The following is a 25,261-nucleotide window of genomic DNA, read 5'->3' on the forward strand; positions in this document are numbered from 1 at the left end:
GAACCCTTTACTAATACGCTGGCGCCGATGATTGGCTCGCCTGTAGCGTCTACAACTTTACCTGTGATTTTCTTGGCTTGCTGAGTACTTTGGGAACTTAGGTAAAATACTCACAAATAATAAAATGTATATTTTACTTCCATGCTTCCACTCAGTCATATTTCCCATTAAATTAGATAATTAAGTGGTGGAAGTAGAGTGGAAGCAAGTTGATTGCTTCCACTGCTAAAAATAAATTATCCTAACTTTATTAAATGATAAAGAGTTCCTCTACTTGCTTTCTTACAGGGTATATTCAGCTTTTGAAGCGTCCGCCCGAAATAAGCTATCTTGTTTATAGCCAGATTATCTTTCGTTTTTGTTTGGAGATAAGAAAGTATTTCCATGGGAGTCAACCATTCGCCATTATCTTCATTTTTTGCTGAACTAAAGTAACAATGAAAAAGTTGTTCAAGTGGGCTGATTTGCTCAAATTCTTGGTTTGTTTGCTTCAGAATAGCCTCATCTTTGTCGTCCAACCAGTAACGCTCACCATTACAGATGTCAGACATGGCTTGGGCATAAAGCTGTTTATAGTTAATCGTGACATTCGTTTCAATGGGTGCGGTCACTTCAACGCAGATAAAACGACGGTTTCCACTCGGATCAGTGAGTAAGTCCTTCTGATTACTCGTACCGATGAATGATGCATATCGGCGCATTTCTTGTATGGTGGTACCATAGGGCTTCCGTAGGTTAGCAACCGGTTTTTGCAATAAATGTTTGAGGAACCCTTGCTGGTTAATGCTGATTTGGTCAAACTCATCAAGATTGATAAGAAAGAAACGCCCCAAACTGCGCTCCGCTTCTTGTTTACTTTTGAAATCAATACTATCTGTATAGCCGAAACGAAGTTCGGGTGGTAACAAAATACGGCAAAAAGTAGACTTGTGGTAACCCTGTGGACCCACTAATAAAGGAGAAGTACTATTTCCATGTTGTTTGTCCAATCCACGCCAATGCGCTACTGTACTAAGAAACCAGCGATAAAATAAATCCCGCCAATACGGATTATTACATGGAACTAAATTAGCCAACGCACGAATTCGATCTTTTCCATCCCAATTGCCTACTTCACATAGATAATCTTCAATTGGATTATACAATGGCACATAGTCTGAAGTCAGAAATCTATCCACATCGCGATCCCAAACTTGGATACCTTCCTTTAATGCACTAATAGATATGCTGTTTCGCGAACGGCGATCTACTGGTTTAAAGTAAAAATGGATAGAATCCCGTTGACGATATTCTAAATCTCCTAACACCGTGTTGTATCTGAATTCATAACGGCGGTTCATGAATTCTTCTAGTAAAAATGCAGTTTCTTGTTCTTTCGTGAGACTGCTTTTTTTGTGAAAGCCTCTATTTTCCTGATAAAGATTATGAAGAGTTAAACGGATTGTTTGCTCGTCTGCTTGTCGATAGTAATGGATCAATGTTTGTCTGACGACTTCTTCTTCGGGAATGCCGGCTTTGAAGCAATGTTCTGCCAAATGTATCAGTAATGGCTGTAAGTTATCTCCCCGCCGCCAGTCTTCCATCTCATGGATTGCCCGGTTAAGGGCAGCTTCATATAATATAGTGAAAGTATCGGAACTTTCATAGCTGGGTTTTAATCTCAATAAGGGATTTTTTTCTGCTTGCTTTTGTTGGCGAAATGTAGATTCACCAGGCATGGAGAATGGTTGTTCCAAACAAAAAGCTACTGCTTGGGGATTATAGTAGGGGTATTGGTCTAATGTCATGCGGCAGTTTTGATCCAATGTTGGCTCTTTTAAGGTAATCGCAAAAGGCAACAAAGGTTGATAGCACTTTACTGCTAGCTGATAAGCATGTGCATGAAACAAAGTCACATCATGTTCTTTCTTTGGTAAGTCACCATTCGGTAGTGCAAAGCGAACCCATATCTTTACACTTTTTCCACTTGACCCGCAAAATGCAGCGAACGTTTGCGGTAAGAGTGCAGCTTGTTGTTTTACTAATTCCGCTTCGGGCAAACCGGATAATTTGTTTACTTCTATTTGTATCAGTCCATTATATGTCTTCATTCGTCGTTCGCCTTCTTTTGTGCGAGTATATTCGGCAGCAGAATAAATTCGTGCTAATTTGTCAATGTATTCATAATGAACTGTTGTCCCTTCCAGACGAGGGGTGATGTTGCGCAAGGCAGACACATGTTTTGACTTGGTTTCTGTTTTTATTTTTTCAATCAGTGAGTCTGTATTACAGATACTTATTATTTCTTTCCCATTTTCTTTTTCTTCTCTAATTAAAGTGATTTTCATGTTGTAATTTTTGTTTTGATTCTCATTTAGGTTTTATACCTGTAAAGGTACAACACTATGCTTCGGAATGCAAGCATTTCATTGAATAAAATAGCACTATTTCTTCTGATGAATAAAGGCGTTTCATTTGCAATTACTCCATGTTTATTGCATCTTTGCTATGTATTAAATAGCAGCCCACAATTGTGAATAGATAAGTCGTCATTAGTAGGCTTATTTATTCATTGCTGTAAACAGATCTATTTACAAATGTAAGCTTTTCATAAACAAAAGAGCTAAACAGATAATATTTACGGGCTGAGTAAAAGAAACATGAGTCACTGATGTATTCTACACCATTATTTAGCCCAAGAAACATGTATACTTTAAAACCTAAAGATATGGCAATATTATGTCCTTTATGTTAGTAACTTAATTGATAAATAATAAATTATACAATAGAATGTCATAAGATGGAGTGGAAGCAACTCATTTGCTACCACTCCATTTTCTTTTCTACCACCACAGATATAGTACTTATTGTCAATTGTTTAGTTAATAAGTGGAAGCATGGAAGCAAAATGAATGTTTTTTTGTTAATACATTGTCTTAAAACATGTCTTAATATATGTTATTCATGTATTGCCTACTAATTAATACTCAAACACTATTTTTTTATGAACTTATGAATTGTTTCAACTAATTTATAATTGTAAAGCCTTGCTGTATAGTCGTAATTTTGCAAATTAGCGATATATTATATAAAATATAGTTATATAAACACATCCTTGTCTATGGAATAATGATTTTCAAAATATAGATAAGGCATCTATATGAAACAAAAAGTATTACATACATATCATAAATATATGTATAATTGGTTATTGAAATCATAATGTTTTCATCTAGCTTTGTTTTTAAACATTTAAATATTTGTTTCAAACTTTGCAAATGTATAAATGCAAATAATTTAATATTTATTTAGAAATTTTTAGCCTGTTTGCCGAGGGAATTACTAAATTTATTTATATGTTTGCAAACAAATCCAAATAATAGAGCTTATGAAAAGAAATTATTGCTTATCATTAGTGTTGCTTGCATTGTTTGGGATGGCATCCCCCTATTCGGTAAAAGCTGCCGAAAATGTGCCAAGTTCCCAAAGTACTCAGCAAGCCAAGAAAATCACAGGTAAAGTTGTAGACGCTACAGGCGAGCCAATCATCGGCGCCAGCGTATTAGTAAAGGGTTCTGGTACAGGTGCCGTGACGGACATCGACGGAAAGTTTTCGGTGGATGCTGTTGTGGGTGGCACACTGGTAGTTTCATTTGTTGGATATGCTACGGAAGAAGTAAGAGTAGGAGCAGCGAGTGCTTATACTGTTACATTGAAAGATGATACCCAATCGTTAGGTGAGATCGTTGTTACGGCTATGGGTATTAAGAAAGAGAAAAAAGCTTTGGGCTACTCCATGGAAGATGTGAAAGGTGAAGAACTAATGCGCGTAAAAACCGCAAATCCTATTTCATCGCTTTCGGGGAAAGTGGCTGGTGTGAATATTACTCAGTCATCCGGTGCCGCTGGTGCGGGTGCTCAGATTATATTGCGTGGAGGAACGTCGGGTGCTGAAGGCAAAGACAATCAACCGCTCTTTGTGGTGGATGGTGTTATTTTTGATAACTCTTCATCAGTGGTGGGCAATTCGGCTTTCGATGGTTCCATGCGTTCGGCCTCTACTACTTCCAACCGTTTGATGGATATCAACCCCGAAGATATAGAGAGCATGTCGGTGCTCAAAGGCCCTGCTGCTGCCGCGCTATATGGCTCACGTGCAGCCAATGGCGTTATTCTTATCACTACCAAGAAAGGTAAAGAGGGCGTGGTTGAGGTGAATATAAATTCTAAATTTACTGCATCATGGGTGAAAAGCCTGCCGCAAACGCAGCGTCAATATGCCCGTGGATATATGGAAGACCAATATGATTCAAAGAAGAACTATACCGGTACTGTGTTTAATGACTTTGCCTATACTTCGTGGGGAGAGAAGTCGAACGCAGCTACTTATGATAACATAGATGATTTCTTCCAAGGCGGAAATATTTTCGATGAAAGTGCCAGTGTAGCGGGAGGGACCAAGAATAGTAGATTCTATCTTTCAGGGTCTTACTATGATCAAGTAGGTGTTGTGCCCGAAACCGGATACAAGAAATATGCTTTCCGTTTCAATGGTGAGCAGAAGGTAGGAATCTTTACTTTTAACGCCAGCGCCGCTTATAGCGATGCTCATACAGACCGTACTTTGACGGGTGCCGGGCTTTATAATTCGAGTGGTAATGGTGCTCTTTATGGTGTGTACAACTGGTCGCCTTTCGACCAGATGACTCACTATCAGAACGAGGATGGTACCCGTTATCGTTTGTTTGGCGATCGTCTTGATCCATGGGACGAACGCGACAACCCCTATTGGATTGTCAATCGTAACCAAATGTACGATGACATCGACCGTTTCAATGGGATGGTTAGTATAAAAGCCGATATTGCCAAATGGTGGTTTGTCTCTTATAAAATTGGTATTGACCGTTATACCCAAACCGCTTCCAACCGTTTGGCTGCCAATGGCGTGCTCAAACAAGTGTGGCAAAAAGGTATGATGAGTGACAATACCCAGCAGTTCCGCTATATGAGTCATGATTTTATGTCGAACATGAGCCATAAGTTTGGTGATTTCGACCTGAATCTTTTGTTGGGTGCTACAATGGATGAAACCAAAACAGACCGTAGCTCGATGATGGCTTGGAATTTTTCTGTTCCAGATTTCTTCTCATACGCCAATGCCAGTAAAGACAACAAACAATTCACGCATGCAGCTACTAAGAAACGTTTGGTAGGAGCTTTTGGAGAATTTCGTGCATCGTGGAAAAATATGCTTTATCTCACAGTGAGCGGCCGTAATGACTGGACTTCTACTCTTCCTCTTGAAAACCGTTCGTACTTCTATCCATCGGTAAGCGGTTCATTCGTATTTACTGAAGCGTTGCAGAAGCTCGGTTGGATGGATGACAGTGTGCTCAACTTTGGTAAACTGCGTGCATCGTGGGCCAAGGTAGGTAAAGATACCGGTGTGTACGAATTGGAAACTTCCTTGTGGCCTACCGGTACCTATCTTGACGGTACGGTAGGTGTGGGCAATACTTGGACACGCGGTAATGACAAACTGAAACCCGAAATGACCAAGTCTACCGAAATAGGCGTGGAATTGAGTTTCTTCAAAAACCGTCTGCACATAGACTACGCATACTATACCAACGATTCATATAATCAGATTCTTGCTCCTCGCGGTCCGCAATCTACCGGTTACATCTTTTGGAGTATCAATGCGGGCAATGTATATAATAAAGGTATGGAACTCTCTATTTCGGGAACTCCCATACAGACTAAAGACTGGACATGGGATATTGGTCTGAATATGGCAGGTAACCGTGGTACTTTGGACGGGCTTCCCGAAGGTATGGGTGTGATGTATGTCACCGATGTGCAATATGCCGGTATGCAGGCAGCCTCGTTCAGCGGTGGAGATTTTATGGGTATTGCCGGTACTAAATGGAAACGTAATGAGGCCGGTGAGGTGATACTCGACAAAAATGGTATGCCTACTTATGACAAGACGCTTGTAGCCGTAGGTAATCGTGAATCATCGTTTACCGGTGGATTGAACAATACCCTTACTTGGAAGAATTTTACTTTCAATATGCTATGGGAGTTCCGTGTAGGTGGCGACGTGGTTAATGGTACTCAATATGCTATGGACAACAGCGGTGTAAGCCAGTTCTCTGCTGATGTACGCAATCGTCCTCTTACCGTAACGGGTGTCAATTCCAACGGTGACCCGGTGACCAATACTTGGGAAGCCGATAAAACCTATACTTTCAACGGAGTACAAATGAGCGGTTATAACATCATTAAGGATTACTATCAGAACTATTACTCCAAGGAGTCTGCCAACTATATTACCGATGTTAACTCTTTGCGTTTACGCTCTGTTTCATTGAGCTATGAGTTTCCTAAAACGTGGCTTGCCAAGATTGGATTTGTAAAGCGTGCTTCGGTATCGGTAGCCGCTACCAATCTATTGCTCATCACCAATTACGATGGTGACCCCGAAGTGGCTGCCGCCGGTGCAGGTGTAGGTGGATCATCATCTGTAGGATTTGACTACTGCGGTGTACCTGCCACTTCTACCATGTCGTTTGGCTTGAATCTTACTTTCTAACTCTTAAAAAATAGAAGCAATATGAAACTATTCAAATCTATGATATTATGTAGTGCGGGTGCCCTTATGACTTTGTTCTCGGGGTGTAGTGACTGGCTCGATGTAAATGTCGATCCCGAAAATCCCACAGCTGAAAATGCGACCTATGACTCGCGATTGGCACATATTGAATTTTATACCAATAGTGCCACCCAGTTTGCTGCTTGGCGTTCCAGTATGTCTATGGGCGATTGGACACGCTACTATGACGGCGGTGCTTATTGGAGTATGTCTTATTGGAGTCCTCAGACTGGTGCGGTTACCACTTCCTACCAGTGGTGGTTCTGTGGAGCTGCTGTAAATATTCCGTTCTTGATTGACAAGGCTACGGCAGCCGAGGCTTGGCATTATGTGGGCGCAGCTCGCGTAATCCGTGCCTATGGCTTTATGCTTATGACGGACCTTTATGGAGAAATGCCTTATAAGTCAAGTGAGGCCGAAGCCGGTGTTACTCCTACCTATAACGATGGAAAAACGATTTACTTGGGCTGTTTGACCGATCTTGACATCGCTATCGAGATGTTCCAAAAAGAGCAAGGGTCTGCGACTGCTGCGTTGGCTGTGGGCGATATTTGGAACGGTGGTAGTGTAGACAAGTGGCTCAAATTGGCATACTTGCTTAAAGCACGTTACATCAACAAGCTTATCAAAAAGGGTGCAGGAAGTTATCTTGAAGGGAAATACGATGCCACAGAAATCCTGGCTTGTCTTGACAAGGCTCAGCAAAGTAATGCCGACAATACCGTATTCAATCATATTGATGCCAATAATTCGCATGATGTATTGGGATGGGACGAACCGGTTGATTATTCACCGCTCTTTTCCGTATGTGGCATGAATGCCGGCTATATGCCTACCAAGATGCTCTATGATAATCTTACCAATTTTGCCGGAAATGGAACAGAAGATCCGCGTGCCGATAAGATCTTACCTTGGGCATATTCGAAGCAATCAAGTAATTCGCCCGCAGGGGTGAAGTTCAAAGACGGTTGGCGTCGTTCTATGGGTGTAGACATGATTAGCAATGATACTCCCAGCCTTACCGGCGGACCGTTGCGCTCGAACTTCTCGGCAGCCAAAAGCTGGTGGATTGACAGTGAATCTCCTACCCGTAAGGGTGACACTATTTATGTAGAGTGTACCACCCAGTGTAAAGCTTACCAAGGACGTCCTGACTTGCTTTATCGTCGTGATGGCACTGATGCCTCTCGCGAATCGGGAAGTTTCTATACTCGCGTGTCGTCTCCCACTTATATTGGAACTTATGCCGAAGCTTGCTTCATACGTGCTGAGGTACTCTTTAACCAGGGTAATAAAGGAGCGGCTTTTGATGCTTATAAGAAAGGTATTGTAGCCAGTATCGATGGTATGAACGATAAGTTGAAAGTGTGGTGCCGTGAAGATGCCAATTTGGAAGCATGCCCCTCGTTCTCTCCTATGACGCAAGCCGACATCGACAACTATTTGAGCAATGGCATTGGTACTAAAGAGAATCTTACTTTAGGCAAGATTCTTACTCAAAAGCGTTTGGCATTGCATTTCTCCGTGGAAATTTGGAACGATATGCGTCGTTACGACTTCAATCCGGAACTTTTCTTAGGTTGGAATATTCCTGCACGCTATGGCGTAGATGCTACAGCCCAAAAAGGTATTCCGCAGGGTAAACAGTTCCGTCGTTGGCAACAATGCAGTCATGAGCTCAACTACAATACGGCCAATCTGCAAGCTATCGGTGTCACTGTTCCCGGAGCTGATACTTCAATTGCACTTTGGAATGCTGCCGAGGATGTATGGACTTTGCCCGTATGGTGGGATAGTGCCCAAAACTAATTTTTTCATTCCATTTTATTTTATGATGCAAATTCACTATCTTTGTATCCAAAATTAAAGATTTAATAGAATTTTCATTGAAATTCATTTGATTGAATAAAATATTGAAGGCTATAATGGTCTTCATTCATAGATGATGATTGGAACAGCCGGTTCGTGAGAATCGGCTGTTTTTTTAGTGTCCGTTTGTTTGCATATCAACGGTGGGAGTGTTACTTTTGCAAGGAATAGTGAAGATAGACTTCACATGGATTAGTTTATTATTATGGAACAAGGCAAGAAATTTATCTCTCCGGGAGCATGGTTTTCTATGATTTATCCGGCAGATTGGAATGAGTTCGAAGCGGAAGAAGGTACATTCCTCTTTTATAACCCTACTGAATGGGCGGGTAATTTTCGCATTTCGGCTTATAAAGGAAATGCATCTTTTGGCAAAGATGCTGTGCGTGCGGAACTGAAAGACAACTCGTCGGCTACTGCCGTCCACATTGGGCAGATGGAATGTGCCTATAGCAAAGAGATGTTTGAGGAAGATGGAGCATATTATACTTCTCATCTGTGGTATGCCGGAGTAGGTGATATCCTGTTTGAATGTTCCTTTACAGTGAGCAAAGGAGGAGCCGTTGCCGAGGCTGAGAAAATATTAGCGTCGTTGGAAGTACGTAAGGAAGGTGAGAAGTATCCGCCTGAAATTATTCCGGTGCGACTATCTGAAATCTATCAGATAAATGAAGCATACGAGTGGATGGATACTTCCATAAAAGATACTCTGAAGAAAGACTTTCAGGGAATGGAGGAGGACATTCTTAAAATGCAGGAGGTTGTGGATAAAAGTGAAATCTCTCCCAAAAAGAAAGAAACCTGGTTGGCGCTTGGCATCGTACTATGTGCGATTTTTGCCAACGAAGTGGATGGCATGGAATGGCGTACTTTGATAGATGGGAATCGGGAAGCACCTATATTGTTGAATACAGTGGCGGGTACTTGGATAGACCCTTTGAAACTGGTATGGAGCAAGGTGAAGGCTGGAGAGGCTTGCAAGTTGGAGGAATCCTATAAGGAGATGTTTGAAAATTAAAAGATTGAAAATTAAAAAATAAAAATAGGTTGGCAGCAGTTAATTCAATTCTTCAGGTGGAGAACCTTACCAAATCGTTTGGCGATCTGGTATTATTCGAGAATATTTCTTGGGGCTTGTCAGAAGGACAACGTATCGGTCTGATAGCAAAGAATGGTAGTGGTAAGACGACTTTATTGAATATTCTTTCCGGTAAGGAGGGATATGAAAGCGGTACTATTTCATTCCGTCGTGACTTGCGTGTGGGCTATCTGGAGCAAGATCCCCGTTATCCCGAAGATTTGACGGTGCTTGAGGCTTGTTTCCATCATGGTAATAGTACCGTGGAGTTAATCAAGGAATACGAGCATTGCATGGAAACAGAAGGACATCCGGGATTGGATGAAATTCTGGTTCGTATGGATCATGAAAAGGCATGGGAGTATGAGCAAAAGGCAAAGCAAATCCTTTCACAACTTAAAATCCATGATTTCAACCAACAGGTGAAGCAGTTGTCCGGTGGACAACTAAAGCGTGTAGCTCTTGCCAATACATTGATTACAGAGCCTGATTTGCTGATTTTGGATGAGCCTACCAATCACTTGGATCTTGATATGACCGAATGGTTGGAAGAATATCTGCGTCGGAATAACCTGAGTTTGCTGATGGTGACTCACGACCGCTACTTCCTGGATCGTGTCTGCTCTGAGATCATTGAAATAGAGAATCGGCAGATCTATCAATATAAAGGCAATTACAGCTATTATCTGGAGAAACGCCAGGAGCGTATTGAAGCTAAAACCGTAGAAGTGGAACGTGCCAATAACCTCTATCGTACGGAATTGGACTGGATGCGCCGTATGCCGCAAGCTCGCGGACACAAAGCGCGTTATCGTGAAGATGCTTTTTATGAACTGGAAAAGGTTGCCAAACAGCGTTTCAATAATGATAATGTAAAACTGGATGTCAAAGCATCTTATATTGGTAGCAAGATTTTCGAAGCCGATCATTTGTATAAGTCTTTCGGGGACTTGAAGATATTAGATGACTTCTCTTATATCTTTGCCCGTTACGAGAAGATGGGTATCGTTGGTAATAACGGTACGGGAAAATCTACCTTTATCAAAATATTGATGGGGCACGAGCAAGCAGATAATGGAACACTGGATATTGGAGAGACTGTTCGTTTCGGATATTATTCGCAAGAGGGTTTGCAGTTTGACGAGCAGATGAAAGTGATTGACGTGGTGCAGGACATTGCCGAAGTCATAGAATTGGGAAATGGCAAGAAATTGACTGCATCGCAGTTTCTTCAACACTTCCTTTTCACTCCCGAAACTCAACATAGTTATGTCTATAAATTGAGCGGTGGTGAGCGTCGCCGCCTTTACTTGTGTACTGTCCTGATGCGCAATCCTAATTTCCTTGTGCTGGATGAGCCAACGAATGACCTCGATATCGTCACGTTGAATGTCTTGGAGGAATACCTTCAAAACTTTAAAGGTTGCGTTATTGTGGTGAGCCATGACCGCTACTTTATGGATAAAGTAGTAGATCATCTTTTGGTATTCAATGGTCAGGGAGACATTCGTGACTTTCCGGGAAATTACACCCAATACCGTGATTGGAAAGACGTGAAAGCCCATCAGGAGAAAGAAAAAGAGGTTGCCAAGTCACAGGAAGATAAGACTGCCAAGGTGCGCCTGAACGAAAAACGCCGTATGTCTTACAAAGAAAGGCGTGAGTTTGAACAACTGGAGCAGGAGATAAGCGAACTGGAAATAGAAAAGAAAGCAATTGAAGATGCTTTGTGCAGTGGTACTCTTACCGTGGATGAACTTACCGAAAAGTCGAAACGGTTGCCCGAAATAGCCAACTTGATTGATGAGAAAACCTTTCGTTGGCTTGAACTTAGTGAAATAGAGTCGAACTAAGGTTAGAAATTAATAATTAAAGATTAAAGAATGAAAGTGGGAAACTTGACGAACTACCATAGCCATAGCCTGTATTGCGACGGACGTGCGGGAATGGAAGATTTTGTGCGCTTTGCTATTAGCGAAGGATTTACTTCGTATGGCTTTTCTTCTCATGCGCCATTGCCGTTTTCTACTTTCTGGACGATGGAGTGGGATAGAATGAATGATTATTTATCCGAGTTCCAACGTTTAAAAGCAAGGTATGCAGATCGTATAGAGTTGTATATAGGGCTGGAGATTGATTATTTGGATGAAGAAAGTAATCCGTCTATGGCACGCTTTCGAGAATTACCACTGGATTATCGTATCGGTTCCGTTCACATGCTTACAACTGATGCAGGAAAAATTGTGGATATAGATACTCCTGCTGATAAATTCAGAGAAATTGTAGATGAGCATTTTGATGGAGATATTGTAAGGGTAGTACAACAATACTATCGTTCATTGACAAAGATGTTAGAATCTGGTGGTTTTGATATTGTGGGACATGCAGATAAAATGCATTATAATGCTTCCTGCTATCGTCCCGGCTTGCTTGATGAACCTTGGTATGACCAGCTTGTTCATACTTATTTTGCCGATATAGCCCAAAGAGGATATCAGGTGGAAATTAATACAAAGTCTTACCATGATTTGGGTACTTTCTATCCTAACGAACGCTATTTCTCTACCTTGCATGATTTGGGTATCAAGGTGCAAGTGAATAGCGACTCACATTATCCGGAGAAGATAAACAACGGTCGTCCCGAAGCTTTGCAGGCAATAAAGCGTGCGGGCTATAAAAAGGTGATGGAGTTACATGGAGGGAAATGGGAAGAAAGAGAAATAGGGTGATAAGGTGATAAAATGATAGGGTGGTTAGTTTTATCACTTTACCACCCTATCACCTTTATATTATTCTGTTTTCAGCAGAAAATCATCGATCATTTTTTTGTATGTTGCCTTGTCGGCAGCACCGCGGAAGAGTTGCGGTTCTCCTTTCATCGGGATGAAGACAAATAAAGGGATGCTTGTTGCATTGAATAATGCTGCCAATTCTTTCTCTTTATCTACGTTCACCTTATATATGACGATTTTTCCGGCATATTCTTTAGCTAACTCTTTCATGATGGGAGCAGTCAAACGGCAGGGACCACACCAATCAGCATATAAGTCGATAATAGCAGGCTTGTTTCCCTTGTACTTCCAGTCTTGTGACTTTTCGTAATCAAAAACATCCTTGAGGAACATCGCTTTATTCATTACGACTACATCGCCTTCAGCTTCGGATTTTTGAGGCTCTTGAACTTCTTTAGCTTCCGCTTGGTTCTGTTGTTTTGCTCCGTCTGTACAAGCGTAAGTCAGCATACTTGTAAAGGTCAGAACACACATGGTTATAATTTTCTTCATCTTTTATTATTAAGAATTTTGTTCAATAACGGATTTCAATTCTTTTCCGCCGATTACACCGGAATGCCGCCATACTGCTTCGCCTTTCTTAAATAGAATAAAAGTAGGCACAGCTTGTATACGATATTGAGCTGCTAATTCTTCGTGTTGGTCAACGTCAATTTTGGCTATACGGGCAGCATCGCCGATTACACCTTTGAGTTCTTCCAATACCGGATGCATGGCTTTACAAGGACCACACCAAGTAGCAAAGAAGTCAACTAAAACGGGCTTTTCTGATTGTATCAATTCTTCAAATTTTTCCATAATCTTATTCTTTTAGTTATTGTACCCCGTATATTCGAGGTGCGAAAATAGTTATTACTGTTTATATAAAAAACAGTTTAAGGCGTTTTTTGTTCACTATTACTTTATTTTATAGTTAAAGTCGTATCTTTGGATTCTCAATTTAGAATACGGCATTTATGGAGCATTTTCCTCAGGGAATTCATTTTAAATACCCTTGGCGTGGTTATCAGGAACGTGTATTGGCAGACCTGAAACAATATATTTCAAATGGGGCATTACATGTTGTGGCTCCTCCCGGTTCGGGCAAAACGGTATTGGGGCTTGAAGTGATGTTAAGACTGGATGCTCCTACATTGATTTTAGCTCCTACTATCGCTGTACGTAATCAATGGGTGGACCGTTTTTGTGAGTTGTTCTTGCAGACAGCACAAGTGCCGGATTGGATTTCATGTGATATCCGCCAACCTTCTTTTCTCACAGTTAGTACTTATCAGGCTTTGCATGCGGCTTGTGATAGCACCCGGAGAAAGGAAAAGCAAGAGGATGCTATCCAATTGTTACAGAAACAAGGATTGAAGATGGTAGTTGCCGATGAAGCACACCATTTGAAGAACGAGTGGTGGCACCCACTCCGTAAGTTGCAAGAAACTCTTTCTCCTGTTATCGTGGGACTTACAGCTACTCCTCCGTATGATGTGACACCGGCGGAGTGGGATCGTTATATTGCTTTGAACGGACCGGTAGATGCTGAAATAACGGTGCCGGAACTGATGCGTGAAGGAGACTTATGTCCGCATCAGGATTATGTCTACTTCTCTCGTCCTTCCCAATGGGAATACGAACGGATTTGTGATTTTAGAAAACGCGCCGATTCTCTCTTTCAGGAACTCCTGACTGATAAAGAGCTGCTACAAGCGATAGAATCTTTACCATTATGGGAATTGCCGGATGAATCGTTGGAGTGGATTTACGACCACATGGCTTATTACTCTTCTATGCTTATCTATCTGCATGCTACAGGACATGATATTCCGCTTGTGCATTTGGATATTGTCGGCAATGAACTTTCTGATTTTCCACCATTTGATTATAACTGGGCGGAAACATTACTTGACTTGTATTTGAATAAGGAAAGGACGATGTTTGTCGGTTGCGAAGTTCATCAGGAACGACTGGAAAACCGTTTGCTTCGTTATGGAGTGATAGAAAGCGGGCAAATATCTTTTCAATATAATCGAAAAATTAATGCGGCACTTACTACGAGTATAGAAAAAGTGAACAGTATCTGCGACATAGTCCGTTTTGAATATCAACATTTGAAGAAAGATTTACGCTTGGTAGTACTGGCGGATTTTATACGAAAAGAATTTCTGACTGCCGGACCGGATGCTGATTTATATACTGGCAAACTGGGAGTATTGCCTATTTTTGAAAAACTTCGTCGTGAGAATCTTTCGGATCTGTGCTTAGGTGTACTTACCGGCAGTATTGTTATAATTCCGCGTGATGCAATGTCCGTAATGCAGAACAAAATGCAGGAAAGCGGAATAGGAGAATTGCAATCTTCGATTTTTCCTTATGACGACCGGTATGTACGAATCACTCTGACAGATTCAATCAGAGGGGCGGCTGTGAAATATGTAACCGATATTTTTCAGGCAGGCGGCTTTGAAGTGCTGGTCGGCACAAAATCTTTGTTGGGCGAGGGTTGGGATGCTCCGGCACTGAATGCTTTAATACTTGCCAGCAGTGTCGGTTCTTTTGTCCTCTCCAATCAAATGCGTGGACGGGCCATCAGAACGATGCGTGGCAATCGAGATAAGACTGGAAATATTTGGCACCTGGTATGTGCGGACTTATCTTCTCCTACTGGTGGCGGAGATGTAGAGATGTTACGACGACGGTTCAAAGGTTTTGTCGGAGTGTCCTTCTTGGAAGAGGGATGTATAGAAAATGGTATTCATCGTTTAGATTTGCCTGATTATTTTCTTGATTGGGATGTATTAAAACAATTCAATGAGAGAACTTTCACTCTTGCTGCGGATAGAGCGGGATTGAGAGAACGCTGGCGAGTTGGTTTGGAACGTGGCGTAAGTCTGATAGAAGAAATTAAAATGCCAGTTAAGGCAGAATATAAAGAAAAGGTGGAACATGTGAAGATGCTCTATCTCACCCGGTCAATAGCTTACTTGGTGGCAAGTTTATGTTCTGGTCTTGCTGCTTTCGGAATGGATTTTCTACAGGCATTGTTCAAGTCGCGCCCTCGTGCAATAGAGGATGTCAAGTTTCTGTTGTTGATATTCGGTATTCTGGGGATTATTTATTTCGGACGACAAACGATCAGAGTGTTTAGATTGTATTTGCATTATCGTGACATCACCAAAGATATACGCGGGATAGGTGAGGCATTGCTTCAGGCACTTATACGAATGGGAAATATACAGACATCGCCTGCTGAATTGTCTGTGTCTGTTCAGGAAGACGGCTCAGGCGGGATGTTTTGCCATTTACGGGGTGGTACGAATTTTGAGAAGTCTATGTTTACAGAGGCTATGAGCGAAATAGTTTCTGTGATAGATAGTCCACGCTATCTGATACTAAGAAAAAGCCGCAGGTTGTTTTTTATCTCTCAAACCGATTATCATGCTGTACCGGAAGTGTTGGGACGCAAAAAAGAGTCCTCGGCTTATTTTGCAGGATGTTGGCAGAAATTGGTCGGAGAAAATGAATTGATATTTACCCGTTCGAAAGAGGGACGGAAGATGCTACTGAAAGCAAGAATGGAAGCGTTGTCCGCTTACTTTGCGGAGGATGTGGAAAGAGTAAGCAAGTGGAAATAACCTTCGTATTTCCACTTGCTTGAATAGTTTACTCTGTAATGGTGAGTTCCTTGATAATATGAGATGCTCCGGCATACTTGTCTATAATAAACAAAGTATAGCGAATATCCACACAGGCAGCACGTTGCGAAGACGGACGGAAAGCGATATCGCCTGTCAATCCTTCGTAGTTGCGATCGAAACCGGTACCTATTAATTCTCCTTTGGCATTGAATACCGGACTGCCGGAATTACCTCCGGTGTTGTCGGTGTTGACAATGAAACAAACGGGCATTTCTCCATTAGGCATGGCATAGCGTCCGAAGTCTTTAGCTTGGTAGAGCTGTTTTAACTTGGCAGAAACTACAAACTCCCAGTTATTGGGATCTTCTTTCTCCATAGCACCTTTCAAAGTGGTATAATAGTTATACTCTGCACCATCTGCCGGCGAGTAGGGAAGAACTTGTCCATAAGTCAGGCGCAAGGTGGAATTGGCATCCGGATAGATAGGAATACCCGCTTCCTGCTTCATGTCCATCATACCTTTTACCCATACTTTGTGGGCAAGGTCATAGTTCTTGTTGGCATCCATCATGGCAATGGCGGTTTGTAACAAGCCGTTAGTGATGGAGTATTTAAACAGAACCATCCAATCGTTATTGATTTTGTATAGACTGGGTTTGCGGATGAATTTGTCGAAATTCTCTTTATTACCAAAGATAGAATAGTTGAAACAAGCGTCGATAAATGCGTCACTATCTCCTTTGAAACGTTGGTCAATAACTTTGAAGATACCAATGCGTTGGTCGGCAGGGATATACTGCATATAAGTTTTCAACATTTGTTTGCCAACGATACGTTCTACTTCGGGGAAAGGAACAGAAGTAAAATAATTATCTGCTGCTATCTGAAGACTATCTACCGCAGCTTTGATACGGGTTTTATCTTTACTTTTCAAAGCAGCAACCAGATCGGATGTATTAGGAATACGCATGAAATCAAGGCCGGTTACCAAAGCTTCCTGAATGGCTTGCTGGTGGTAAAGAGCCGGACGGCGATGTTGCACAATACTGCGTATCTGGTCGAATGCCTTTTGATAAGAATCATCTCCTTTTTCACGTCCGCGGTTTAATAAGGCTTCTTGCTGTGCGCGTTTGGTATCCAGAACTTTCAGACGGACAAGGCCTTGATTCATACCGATGGCATTTTTCCAGTAATTGGCAGAAGAAGCGTATTTACTGGCATAATGGATGCGCACGGCATCATCTTTCAACATCTGCTCCATTAGTGCTTTTTGGCGTGCATCACGTACATGATGACGCATGAAGTTAGTGGTTTGCATACGTTCTTCTACTTCGTCGGAAATCATGTAACGCCAGTTGCGACCGGGAAATCCCATGATAAAGGTAAAGTCTCCTTCACGATAGCCGTTGAGGTTAATGGTGAGGTGTTTCTTTACTTTTAAAGGTAGATTGTCTTTACTGTATGTAGCGGGCAGTCCATCTTTGTCGGCATAGATGCGGAACAATGAAAAGTCGCCTGTATGACGCGGCCACATCCAGTTGTCCGTATCGGCACCGAATTTACCGATGGAGGAGGGAGGAGTACCTACCATGCGAATATCGTTGTAGGTAGTCTTTATAAACAGATAATAGCGGTTGCCACCATAAAAAGCTTTGAGTTCCAGATTGCGACCGGGTGTTAAAGTTATACCTTGTGCGGAAGCAAAACGATCAGCGACTTTGGTCAGATATTTAGGAGATAGATAATTGGTTCCGTTCGGATCGTTGTCTATCTTCAGTTGTTCGTTTACGTAATCTGTTACATCTAATATTTCGTCAATATAGGTGACGGTAAGCCCTTTGCAAGGTAACTCTTCATCGCGAGACATTGCCCAGAAACCGTCAGTCAGGTAGTCGTGCTCTACGCTACTATGTTGCTGGATGGAGCCGTAGCCGCAATGGTGGTTGGTTAGTACCAAACCTTCTGCGGAAATAACCTCTCCGGTACAGCCACCTCCGAAGTGTACAACGGCATCTTTCAGGGCGATGCCGTCAGGATTATATATTTGGTTGACGGGGATGAGCAATCCCAGCTCGGTCATGGCTACCTCGTTCTGTTTTTGTAGGTCAGTAAGCATCCACATGCCTTCGTCTGCATGTGTTGTTAAAACTGTAGATGTAAATAATAATGATAATATAACTCTCTTCATGATAATGTGCGTTAGAAGGTGTTCTGAGGGGGGTGGTAATGAGTCCCTGACTGAAAGGGGATGACTCAGTGACTGAATGCCATTCAGTCACTGAGTCATTGTCATTCACTCGTTATATGATTCCCAAGGAGTGATTAATTATTCAATTATGTTCATTTCATTTATTAAATGTCCACAATCTCCCAGTTTGTCGAGAATAAAGAGTACATAACGGATATCGAGATTAATACAACGTTGCAAATCGTTGTTGAAAGTAAGGTCACCACTTAATGATTCCCAGTTTCCATCGAATGCAGTACCGATAAGCTGGCCTTCTGCATTGATGACCGGACTTCCTGAATTACCACCGGTAATATCGTTAGTAGTTAGGAAACAAACCGGCATTGTACCGTCTGCCATTGCATAACGTCCAAAGTCTTTATTCTGGATAAGCTCTTTCAGCTTAGCAGGAACAACAAACTCACGGTCTTCGGGATTTTCCTTTTCGAGGATACCGTCTGTGGTAGTGTAATATTTATAATGTACAGCATCGCGAGGATTGTATGATTTTACATTACCGTATGTCAGACGAATGGTAAAGTTTGCGTCCGGATAAGAAGGTACCGGTTGCTTCATCTCACCTAAACCACGAATGTATGCTTTATGCAGAGCTTCTTCATTTTCACTCTTATTGTTTATCATATTCAGAAGTTCCGTGCGTTTTTCAATCTTCGCTTTTGAGTAATGTGTAGCAATGTCTTTGTCAATCGCTTTAATAGTAGGCTTTTTCAAGAATTTGTCGAAGTTTGCTTGATTTGCCAGGATAGAGTTGTCATACATATCATCAATGAAAGCGTTGATGTCTCCTTTGTATTCCTTGTCAATCATTTGATAGAAGGCAGGACGTTGTTCAGCCGGAATAGCCTTAGCATATACAGGAAAAATAGCTTTTGCTACTTTACGGTCTACTTCATGGTCATAATCTTTGTTATGGATATCGGCAAATACACTTTTCAGTTGTTCCGTAGCTTTATTAATAAGTGAGTCATTTTTCTCTTGCAATCCTTTCTTCAAATCTTCCATTATTAAGTAAGGACTTCCAAACTCAATAGCACCTATGAAAGCCTCTGATAAGTAAGTAAACTGACGTACCAATGGTTCAGTTTCTGCTTTAATTGCATCGATTTTATCAACGATACCTTCGTATTCCGGTTTGCCTTTTGCAAACTCAGCGAATTTTTGCTCTTGCTCGGTCTTTGAAACCAGTACATCGTTGTCAATGATAGCTTTGTTCATGCCGATTGAGTTTTTCCAGTAGTTGCTGGAACCTGCATATTTATTGGCATATTGAATGCGAGTCTTATCGCTGGCAGCCATTACTTCTTTTAAAACACCCAAACGGGCACCACGAATAGTGATACGAGGTTCGTTTTCAGCATTCATCCGTTCTTTTACTTCGGACACAGTGAGGTAGCGGCTAGTGCTGCCGGGGAAGCCCATTATCATGGCATAATCTCCTTCATTCAAACCTTTAATGGAAATAGGCAAATACTTCGGAGTTTTCAATGGAACATTGTCTGCCGAGTATTCTGCCGGATTACCATTAGCATCGCCATAGATTCGGAACATGGAGAAGTCACCGGTATGGCGCGGCCACATCCAGTTATCCGTTTCACCTCCGAATTTACCTACAGATGAGGGAGGAGCGGCTACCATACGAACGTCCGTATAAACTTTCTTGAAGAATAAATAGAATTTGTTTCCGGCATAGAAAGGCAATGCCTGTACTTCGATACCTTTCTGATCCTTCAAATCACTTTTAGCAAAAAGCTCTTTTGCCAATTTAGAGAGGAAGGGGCGAGTCATTGCGTCGATTTCCGTTACTTCGCCGGCTGCGATTTTCTGGTTTACGATGTCAGTGATATCTTCAATACGATCTATAAACTGGAACTTCAGGCCCGGAGTAGCCAATTCTTCATTACGATTCTTAGCCCAAAAGCCATCGGTCAGGTAGTCGTGTTCTACGCTACTATGCTGTTGTATGGAAGCATATCCACAATGGTGGTTTGTCAGAATCAGACCTTCCGGGGAGATGATTTCACCGGTACAACCACCCCCAAAGATACCTACGGCATCTTTCAGAGATACTCCATTAGGGTTATATAAGTCGTCTGCTTCAAGTTTCAAACCTTGTTTTTTCATCATATCGATAGAGTTCTGCTGCTTCATCAGTTGCAGTAACCACATTCCTTCATCTGCACGCGCAGAGTAGACTGTTAGTGCGGCAGCTGCCACAATCAAGTACTTTTTTACGTTCATGTATTTAATGATTAATATTTAATGATTAATGTTTAATTCTCAATTCATTGACTGCCTCCATGACGTTGGCAGGGGGGCGTTGATTCATCAACTCATTCTTCATGAAGTCCATATACGGAGCTACGTGTTTGAAGAATTTTCGATAGCCGGCACACAGGTAGTTAAGCCCTGATTCTCCGCCATTAGTCCGGGAAAAGCGATTTTTGGGACATTCGCCGTTGCAGGCAAACAACCATTCGCATTCCTTGCATTGGGTAGGGAGCGATTGTTGCTTCATTAGTCCAAAGGCTTGCTGCTTCTCACTATACATCATTTCTACCAATGTTTTTTGGTGGATGTTGCCTAATTTATACTCCGGAAAAACGAAATGGTCGCAGGCATATACATCTCCATTAAATTCCATAACTCCGGCATGCCCACAGGTCTTTGCCATAGAGCAGACACCCGGCTGTTCACCTATCCAGTTGGCAAGGGTAGAGTCGAATAACTGGATGTAATAAGTTCCAACATCCTGCTTTACCCATTCATCAAATAAGGTACATAAGAAATTTCCCCATTGTTCGGGGTTTACGGAGAAGTCTGCCAATTGGGTTTCATTTGCTTCATTCGCCATAGATGCGAGTTGTCTTCCATCCTGATGTGGCGTAATGCGCTCAACAATAGGGGCGAATTGTATATAGTGGCAGCCTATTTCTTTGAAGAAATTATAAAATTCCAAAGGATAGTCTGCATTAAAGTCATTAACAACTGCCATCCCATTCCATTCTACACCATACTTTTTCAAGAGGTTGATTCCTTGCATTACTTTGATAAAGGATGGTTTTCCGAGCTTGTTCTTGCGATAGGCATCGTGAAATTCTTGTGGTCCATCAATGGAAACACCTACCAACCAGTTGTTTTCTTTGAAAAACTTGCACCACTCATCGGTTAGCATGGTACCGTTGGTTTGTATGCAATTGTCTATTGTTCTACCATTAGCGTACTTCTTCTGAAGTTCCATGGCTCGTTTGTAAAAAGCGAGCGGACGCATCAAAGTTTCTCCACCATGCCATGTGAACAGTACTTGTGGCATAGTTTGTGAGTTAATATATTCTTCAATGAATTTTTCCAGAAGTTCTTCGCTCATTACATGTTTGGGGTTGTCCTTGTACAGTTTGGACTTCTCCAGATAGTAGCAATAATCGCATGCAAGATTGCATACAGCCCCTACAGGTTTTAGCATTACATAGAGGGGTTTAGCAAATGGAGCATAGGTTGACATGTATATTTTTTCTATTTTTATAATTTATAATTGTGCAAAAATACATAAACGCAATGAAAAATCCTTTCTTTCTATCGGGTTTATAAGGATTATTAATACCTTTGCTGCGTGTAATTCAAAAATAGTTTCCTGCATGATTAGAATGAGTGTGAACCGTGTTTTGCCCCTTTTGCTTTTGCTTGTGGTATTTGCTTCTTGTAGTCGTAAATATAAGATAGAGGGTAGTTCTTCGGTAACCAGCCTTGACGGAAAGATGTTGTTTCTTAAAACACTTCAGAACGGAGAGTGGGTGGCTATTGACTCGGCAGAGGTTATTCATGGACTTTTTAAGATGGATGGTCCGGCCGATTCTGTAGTGATGGTGACAGTCTATATGGATGGTGAAGGTCTTATGCCATTGGTTCTTGAAAAGGGAAAGATAGAAGTCTCTATTTCTAATTCTCAATTACTTGCTAAAGGTACTCCTCTGAACGATAAGCTCTATGAGTTTATTGATAAACGGAATACCATGGAAATCAAGATAGAGGAACTGGAACGTAAAGAGGCGCGTATGGTGTTGGATGGTGCCAATCTGGAAGATGTACATGCGCAGCTGACGAAAGAAGGTGAAACGCTGATAAAAGACATGAATGATTATGTGAAGCAGTTTATTACTGATAATTTTGAGAATGTACTCGGTCCTAGTGTCTTTATGATGATGTGCAGTGCATTGCCTTATCCGGTAATGACTCCTCAAATTGAAGATATAATGAGAACTGCTCCTCAAGTTTTCAAAGAAAGTCCGCTGGTAAAAGACTTCCTTTCTAAAGCTAAAGAAAATATGAAATTAATTGAGGAACGTCGCCGTATGCAGCAAAATGCTTCTTCAACTACACCACAAAACTGATAACCCTATTTTGTGTTATCGGTCCTGATCGTCGTTTTTGACCATTCCTTTAAATTTATCAGGTAAAGCGCTTTCAACAGCCGTATATGCTTCTGCCATAATGGCTTTGATATTTTCTATCCCTTGTCCTTTGGGAGGAATAGGGTCGTGAATGGTTAATATCATACGATGGTGATGAATCCACTTACCTGTACGTGGAAGTATTTCGAATGATCCATCGATAGTGATGGGTACAACTTCCAATTGCAATTCATCTGCTAATTGAAAAGCTCCTTTTTTAAAGTATCCCATGTGTCCGCTGAAAGTGCGTGCTCCTTCGGGAAACACTACTAGTGAAATTCCATCTTTAAGTGAAGCTTTGGCCTGTTTGATTGTTTCCAGTACTTTCTTAGGACCGGAGCGATCTACAAAGATATGTCCTGCACTCTCACACGCTTTTCCGACGAAGGGTAATTTACGCAGGCTTTTCTTCATCATCCATTTGAAATTGCGTCCCAGGAAACCATAAATCAGAAATATATCAAAGGAACCTTGATGATTGGGTACAAATACATAGGAAGTACGTTTATGCAACTTTTCCCTACCGTTCACCTTTACAGGAATCAGTAAAAAGTAACAAATTAACTGTGACCAAATCTTGCCGGGATAGTATCCCCATATATGTGCACCTCCAATCAAAGAGCCTATGATTGTGATCAATGCGGTAAGAATAGTCAATACTAATAAGATGGGTAGCGCGAAGCAAACCTGATAAACAATATAGAGTATCTTCATAGATTTTGGGTTTTCTAGTCGCAAAGATAGAAAATATCATGAAATACTCTGTTTGATAAATAGAAAATAAGTATTCTTTTACTTCCGCAAAGTCAATACTGTTATTTCAGGCCATGCTCCGAAACGGAAAGGTAACCCTACATAACCGATACCGATATTTACATATAAAGCTCGATTTCCTTCATTGTACATTCCGCTCCATTCAGGATAAATTAGTTCGGCAAGAGAATGACCGAATAAAATTCCTTGCATGGCGTGTGTATGTCCCGCAAGCATCAAAGGAATGTTTGTATCCGGTAATACTTCACGTCTCCAATGGGTAGGGTTGTGGCTGAGTAATATCTGGAACATCCCTTCAGTGCCCTGCATTGCTTTATGGAGGTCAGCAAACTGCGAGAAAGGAGGTTCACCATCATTTTCTACACCAATAAGGGCGATGCTATCATTATTGTGATAAAGAATATCATGTTCATTGTTCAGTAATTTCCACCCCATTGCTTTTTGTTGCTGAATCAGGTTGTCAAGGTTGGCGATTTCTGCTTTCTTGCTCTTCCAATGATAGTAGCTTCCATAATCATGATTACCAAGGATGGAGTAAACACCGTCGGGGGCATGTAGTTGTGAGAGTATATCCTGAAAGCCATCTAATTCGTGGCTTTGTTGGTTTACCAAGTCACCGGTAAATACTATAAGGTCAGGTTTCTGTTCATTGACCATATCTACCAATCTTTTGATGGCTTCCGGATTTCCTTGCCAACTTCCGATGTGAATATCTGAAATCTGAACGATACGATAACCATCAAAGCCTTTCGGCAACTCGTTAGAATAGAACTCTGTCTCTTTTACTTCGAATCGGGTGATACCGGCAACACTTCCATATAGTATATTGAAAAAGCTGACAATACCTAACACGAGTCCTATAGCAGTAAATGGGCTGCGAGGACAACGGCGTATGATGAAATGTATCAATACACCTATCAGGGAGCAAAGCATGAATATAGTCTTCGGAAGAATAAAAAGAATGAGGACGATAGCCAATCTGCCTATGCTTTGCGTGTGATTTGATAAAGCATTTTCACCAGTCAGATACATAAAATACACATACCCTGCAGCCAATAGGAAAGTTGGTAGCCAGTAGGAGCAACGCAGGAGTTTATTCTTAGTCTTTCGTACAACATATACAAAGTAAATATATAAATCCGGGATCAGAAGAAACAGGATGAGTAAGAGAGTTATTCGGTGCATATATCTTTCAATTCTTCTATGTTTTTATTTATATTATTGAGATGCTTATAGATTATTTTATAGATAAGGTAGATAACCAAGGTATCGAATACTGCAAAGAAGAAAATAAGTGCAGCTTGCATACCTATGGATTCCTTATGATAGTCCATTGCCCAGTAATTGAGGACATTGAAAAGTACAATCCATGTTGAAATGGCTATAACCTCATATTTAGTCCATTGGCGGAAAGTAGTCATACGATGACTCACTTCGGATACGCTCATTTCATCGATACGGGTTCCTTTGCTCCATTGATATGTTTTCCAGTCCCACCAAAGACCTGCAATGATGCTGATGGCAATAAAAACCAAAAATACGGCAATTTTGTTCTGTGTATGTTCGTTTACAAAGATTGAGGGGAGCAGAAACCATATTGAGATGGTTAGCGCCAGTCCAATGGCACCAATGCCAATAGAGAAACGTTGCAAACCTACAATACGTCCCAAGCTCTTACGGGTACTGGCTTTGTTGCTGGCGATTAGTTCCGTGATTCTCTTCTCGTCGGCAATTGGACCCTTTTGTAACTGTTCATTTAGAGCATGCCAAGATTTCTTCAGTTCATCCAGTTCCATAT

At 41.4% G+C, this 25,261-nt stretch carries 16 protein-coding genes; 7 read left to right on the forward strand and 9 right to left on the reverse strand.

Annotated elements, in window-relative coordinates; translation table 11 throughout:
• Nucleotides 1–236 precede the first annotated feature (236 nt).
• Nucleotides 237–2,327: a BT4734/BF3469 family protein gene (locus tag Q1W14_RS14840; protein WP_300702748.1), complete on the reverse strand. Its 2,091-nt coding sequence runs from the start codon at nt 2,325–2,327 to the stop codon at nt 237–239.
• A gap of 1,040 nt (nt 2,328–3,367) precedes the next feature.
• On the opposite strand from Q1W14_RS14840, the gene Q1W14_RS14845 reads away from it, so the two are divergent.
• The 5 genes from Q1W14_RS14845 to Q1W14_RS14865 all read left to right on the forward strand — a co-directional run bounded on the left by Q1W14_RS14845 (nt 3,368) and on the right by Q1W14_RS14865 (nt 12,310).
• On the forward strand, nt 3,368–6,574 hold the full coding sequence (locus Q1W14_RS14845) for a SusC/RagA family TonB-linked outer membrane protein (RefSeq protein ID WP_300702749.1): 3,207 nt from the start codon (nt 3,368–3,370) through the stop codon (nt 6,572–6,574).
• Between the two features lie 21 nt (nt 6,575–6,595).
• Nucleotides 6,596–8,443, forward strand: a complete 1,848-nt coding sequence (locus tag Q1W14_RS14850) for a SusD/RagB family nutrient-binding outer membrane lipoprotein (RefSeq protein ID WP_300702751.1) — start codon at nt 6,596–6,598, stop codon at nt 8,441–8,443.
• A 265-nt stretch (nt 8,444–8,708) separates the two neighbouring features.
• Complete coding sequence (locus Q1W14_RS14855; RefSeq protein ID WP_300702753.1) at nt 8,709–9,521, forward strand: DUF3805 domain-containing protein; 813 nt, start codon at nt 8,709–8,711, stop codon at nt 9,519–9,521.
• 29 nt (nt 9,522–9,550) lie between these two features.
• A complete protein-coding gene (locus tag Q1W14_RS14860) occupies nt 9,551–11,434 on the forward strand; it encodes an ABC-F family ATP-binding cassette domain-containing protein (RefSeq protein ID WP_300702755.1) in 1,884 nt (627 codons plus the stop codon).
• A 36-nt stretch (nt 11,435–11,470) separates the two neighbouring features.
• Nucleotides 11,471–12,310, forward strand: a complete 840-nt coding sequence (locus Q1W14_RS14865; protein ID WP_300702814.1) for a histidinol-phosphatase — start codon at nt 11,471–11,473, stop codon at nt 12,308–12,310.
• 60 nt (nt 12,311–12,370) lie between these two features.
• Here Q1W14_RS14865 and Q1W14_RS14870 read toward each other — a convergent pair whose 3' ends face one another.
• Both Q1W14_RS14870 and trxA read right to left on the reverse strand, forming a co-directional pair.
• Nucleotides 12,371–12,865 (reverse strand): thioredoxin domain-containing protein, encoded by a 495-nt coding sequence (locus Q1W14_RS14870; protein WP_300702758.1) that lies wholly within the window; start codon nt 12,863–12,865, stop codon nt 12,371–12,373.
• Nucleotides 12,866–12,874: 9 nt separating this feature from the next.
• Nucleotides 12,875–13,171 carry a thioredoxin gene (gene trxA / locus Q1W14_RS14875; RefSeq protein WP_300702760.1) on the reverse strand — a complete coding sequence of 99 codons (297 nt, stop codon included), beginning with the start codon at nt 13,169–13,171 and terminating at the stop codon, nt 12,875–12,877.
• A 158-nt stretch (nt 13,172–13,329) separates the two neighbouring features.
• Between trxA and Q1W14_RS14880 the strand changes: the two genes are divergently transcribed.
• Nucleotides 13,330–15,993: a DEAD/DEAH box helicase family protein gene (locus Q1W14_RS14880; protein WP_300702763.1), complete on the forward strand. Its 2,664-nt coding sequence runs from the start codon at nt 13,330–13,332 to the stop codon at nt 15,991–15,993.
• 28 nt (nt 15,994–16,021) lie between these two features.
• On the opposite strand, the gene Q1W14_RS14885 is transcribed toward Q1W14_RS14880, so the two are convergent.
• The 3 genes from Q1W14_RS14885 to Q1W14_RS14895 all read right to left on the reverse strand — a co-directional run bounded on the left by Q1W14_RS14885 (nt 16,022) and on the right by Q1W14_RS14895 (nt 21,743).
• Complete coding sequence (locus tag Q1W14_RS14885) at nt 16,022–18,184, reverse strand: S46 family peptidase (RefSeq protein WP_300702765.1); 2,163 nt, start codon at nt 18,182–18,184, stop codon at nt 16,022–16,024.
• Nucleotides 18,185–18,322: 138 nt separating this feature from the next.
• Entirely contained in the window at nt 18,323–20,482 is a 2,160-nt protein-coding gene (locus tag Q1W14_RS14890; RefSeq protein ID WP_300702767.1) for a S46 family peptidase, read from the reverse strand.
• Between the two features lie 25 nt (nt 20,483–20,507).
• Entirely contained in the window at nt 20,508–21,743 is a 1,236-nt protein-coding gene (locus tag Q1W14_RS14895; RefSeq protein ID WP_300702769.1) for an anaerobic sulfatase-maturation protein, read from the reverse strand.
• A 133-nt stretch (nt 21,744–21,876) separates the two neighbouring features.
• Between Q1W14_RS14895 and Q1W14_RS14900 the strand changes: the two genes are divergently transcribed.
• Entirely contained in the window at nt 21,877–22,629 is a 753-nt protein-coding gene (locus Q1W14_RS14900) for a DUF4369 domain-containing protein (RefSeq protein WP_300702771.1), read from the forward strand.
• Nucleotides 22,630–22,644: 15 nt separating this feature from the next.
• Here Q1W14_RS14900 and Q1W14_RS14905 read toward each other — a convergent pair whose 3' ends face one another.
• From Q1W14_RS14905 to Q1W14_RS14915, 3 genes are all read right to left on the reverse strand, one after another.
• Entirely contained in the window at nt 22,645–23,403 is a 759-nt protein-coding gene (locus Q1W14_RS14905; RefSeq protein WP_300702772.1) for a 1-acyl-sn-glycerol-3-phosphate acyltransferase, read from the reverse strand.
• Nucleotides 23,404–23,481: 78 nt separating this feature from the next.
• Nucleotides 23,482–24,648: a metallophosphoesterase gene (locus Q1W14_RS14910; protein WP_300702774.1), complete on the reverse strand. Its 1,167-nt coding sequence runs from the start codon at nt 24,646–24,648 to the stop codon at nt 23,482–23,484.
• Nucleotides 24,636–25,259 carry a hypothetical protein gene (locus tag Q1W14_RS14915; RefSeq protein ID WP_300702776.1) on the reverse strand — a complete coding sequence of 208 codons (624 nt, stop codon included), beginning with the start codon at nt 25,257–25,259 and terminating at the stop codon, nt 24,636–24,638. The genes Q1W14_RS14910 and Q1W14_RS14915 overlap by 13 nt, the downstream gene beginning before the upstream one ends.
• Nucleotides 25,260–25,261 lie beyond the last annotated feature (2 nt).

Origin of the sequence: Bacteroides sp., assembly GCF_030151085.1 — a bacterium.
Classification (GTDB): domain Bacteria; phylum Bacteroidota; class Bacteroidia; order Bacteroidales; family Bacteroidaceae; genus Bacteroides.

Excerpts from the sequence above, each read along its gene's own strand:
- Q1W14_RS14840 (WP_300702748.1), bottom strand. The coding sequence starts at position 2,327 with ATGAAAATCACTTTAATTAGAGAAGAAAAAGAAAATGGGAAAGAAATA.
- Q1W14_RS14845 (WP_300702749.1), top strand. The coding sequence starts at position 3,368 with ATGAAAAGAAATTATTGCTTATCATTAGTGTTGCTTGCATTGTTTGGG.
- Q1W14_RS14850 (WP_300702751.1), top strand. The coding sequence starts at position 6,596 with ATGAAACTATTCAAATCTATGATATTATGTAGTGCGGGTGCCCTTATG.
- Q1W14_RS14855 (WP_300702753.1), top strand. The coding sequence starts at position 8,709 with ATGGAACAAGGCAAGAAATTTATCTCTCCGGGAGCATGGTTTTCTATG.
- Q1W14_RS14870 (WP_300702758.1), bottom strand. The coding sequence starts at position 12,865 with ATGAAGAAAATTATAACCATGTGTGTTCTGACCTTTACAAGTATGCTG.
- trxA (WP_300702760.1), bottom strand. The coding sequence starts at position 13,171 with ATGGAAAAATTTGAAGAATTGATACAATCAGAAAAGCCCGTTTTAGTT.
- Q1W14_RS14880 (WP_300702763.1), top strand. The coding sequence starts at position 13,330 with ATGGAGCATTTTCCTCAGGGAATTCATTTTAAATACCCTTGGCGTGGT.
- Q1W14_RS14885 (WP_300702765.1), bottom strand. The coding sequence starts at position 18,184 with ATGAAGAGAGTTATATTATCATTATTATTTACATCTACAGTTTTAACA.
- Q1W14_RS14890 (WP_300702767.1), bottom strand. The coding sequence starts at position 20,482 with ATGAACGTAAAAAAGTACTTGATTGTGGCAGCTGCCGCACTAACAGTC.
- Q1W14_RS14895 (WP_300702769.1), bottom strand. The coding sequence starts at position 21,743 with ATGTCAACCTATGCTCCATTTGCTAAACCCCTCTATGTAATGCTAAAA.
- Q1W14_RS14900 (WP_300702771.1), top strand. The coding sequence starts at position 21,877 with ATGATTAGAATGAGTGTGAACCGTGTTTTGCCCCTTTTGCTTTTGCTT.
- Q1W14_RS14905 (WP_300702772.1), bottom strand. The coding sequence starts at position 23,403 with ATGAAGATACTCTATATTGTTTATCAGGTTTGCTTCGCGCTACCCATC.
- Q1W14_RS14910 (WP_300702774.1), bottom strand. The coding sequence starts at position 24,648 with ATGCACCGAATAACTCTCTTACTCATCCTGTTTCTTCTGATCCCGGAT.
- Q1W14_RS14915 (WP_300702776.1), bottom strand. The coding sequence starts at position 25,259 with ATGGAACTGGATGAACTGAAGAAATCTTGGCATGCTCTAAATGAACAG.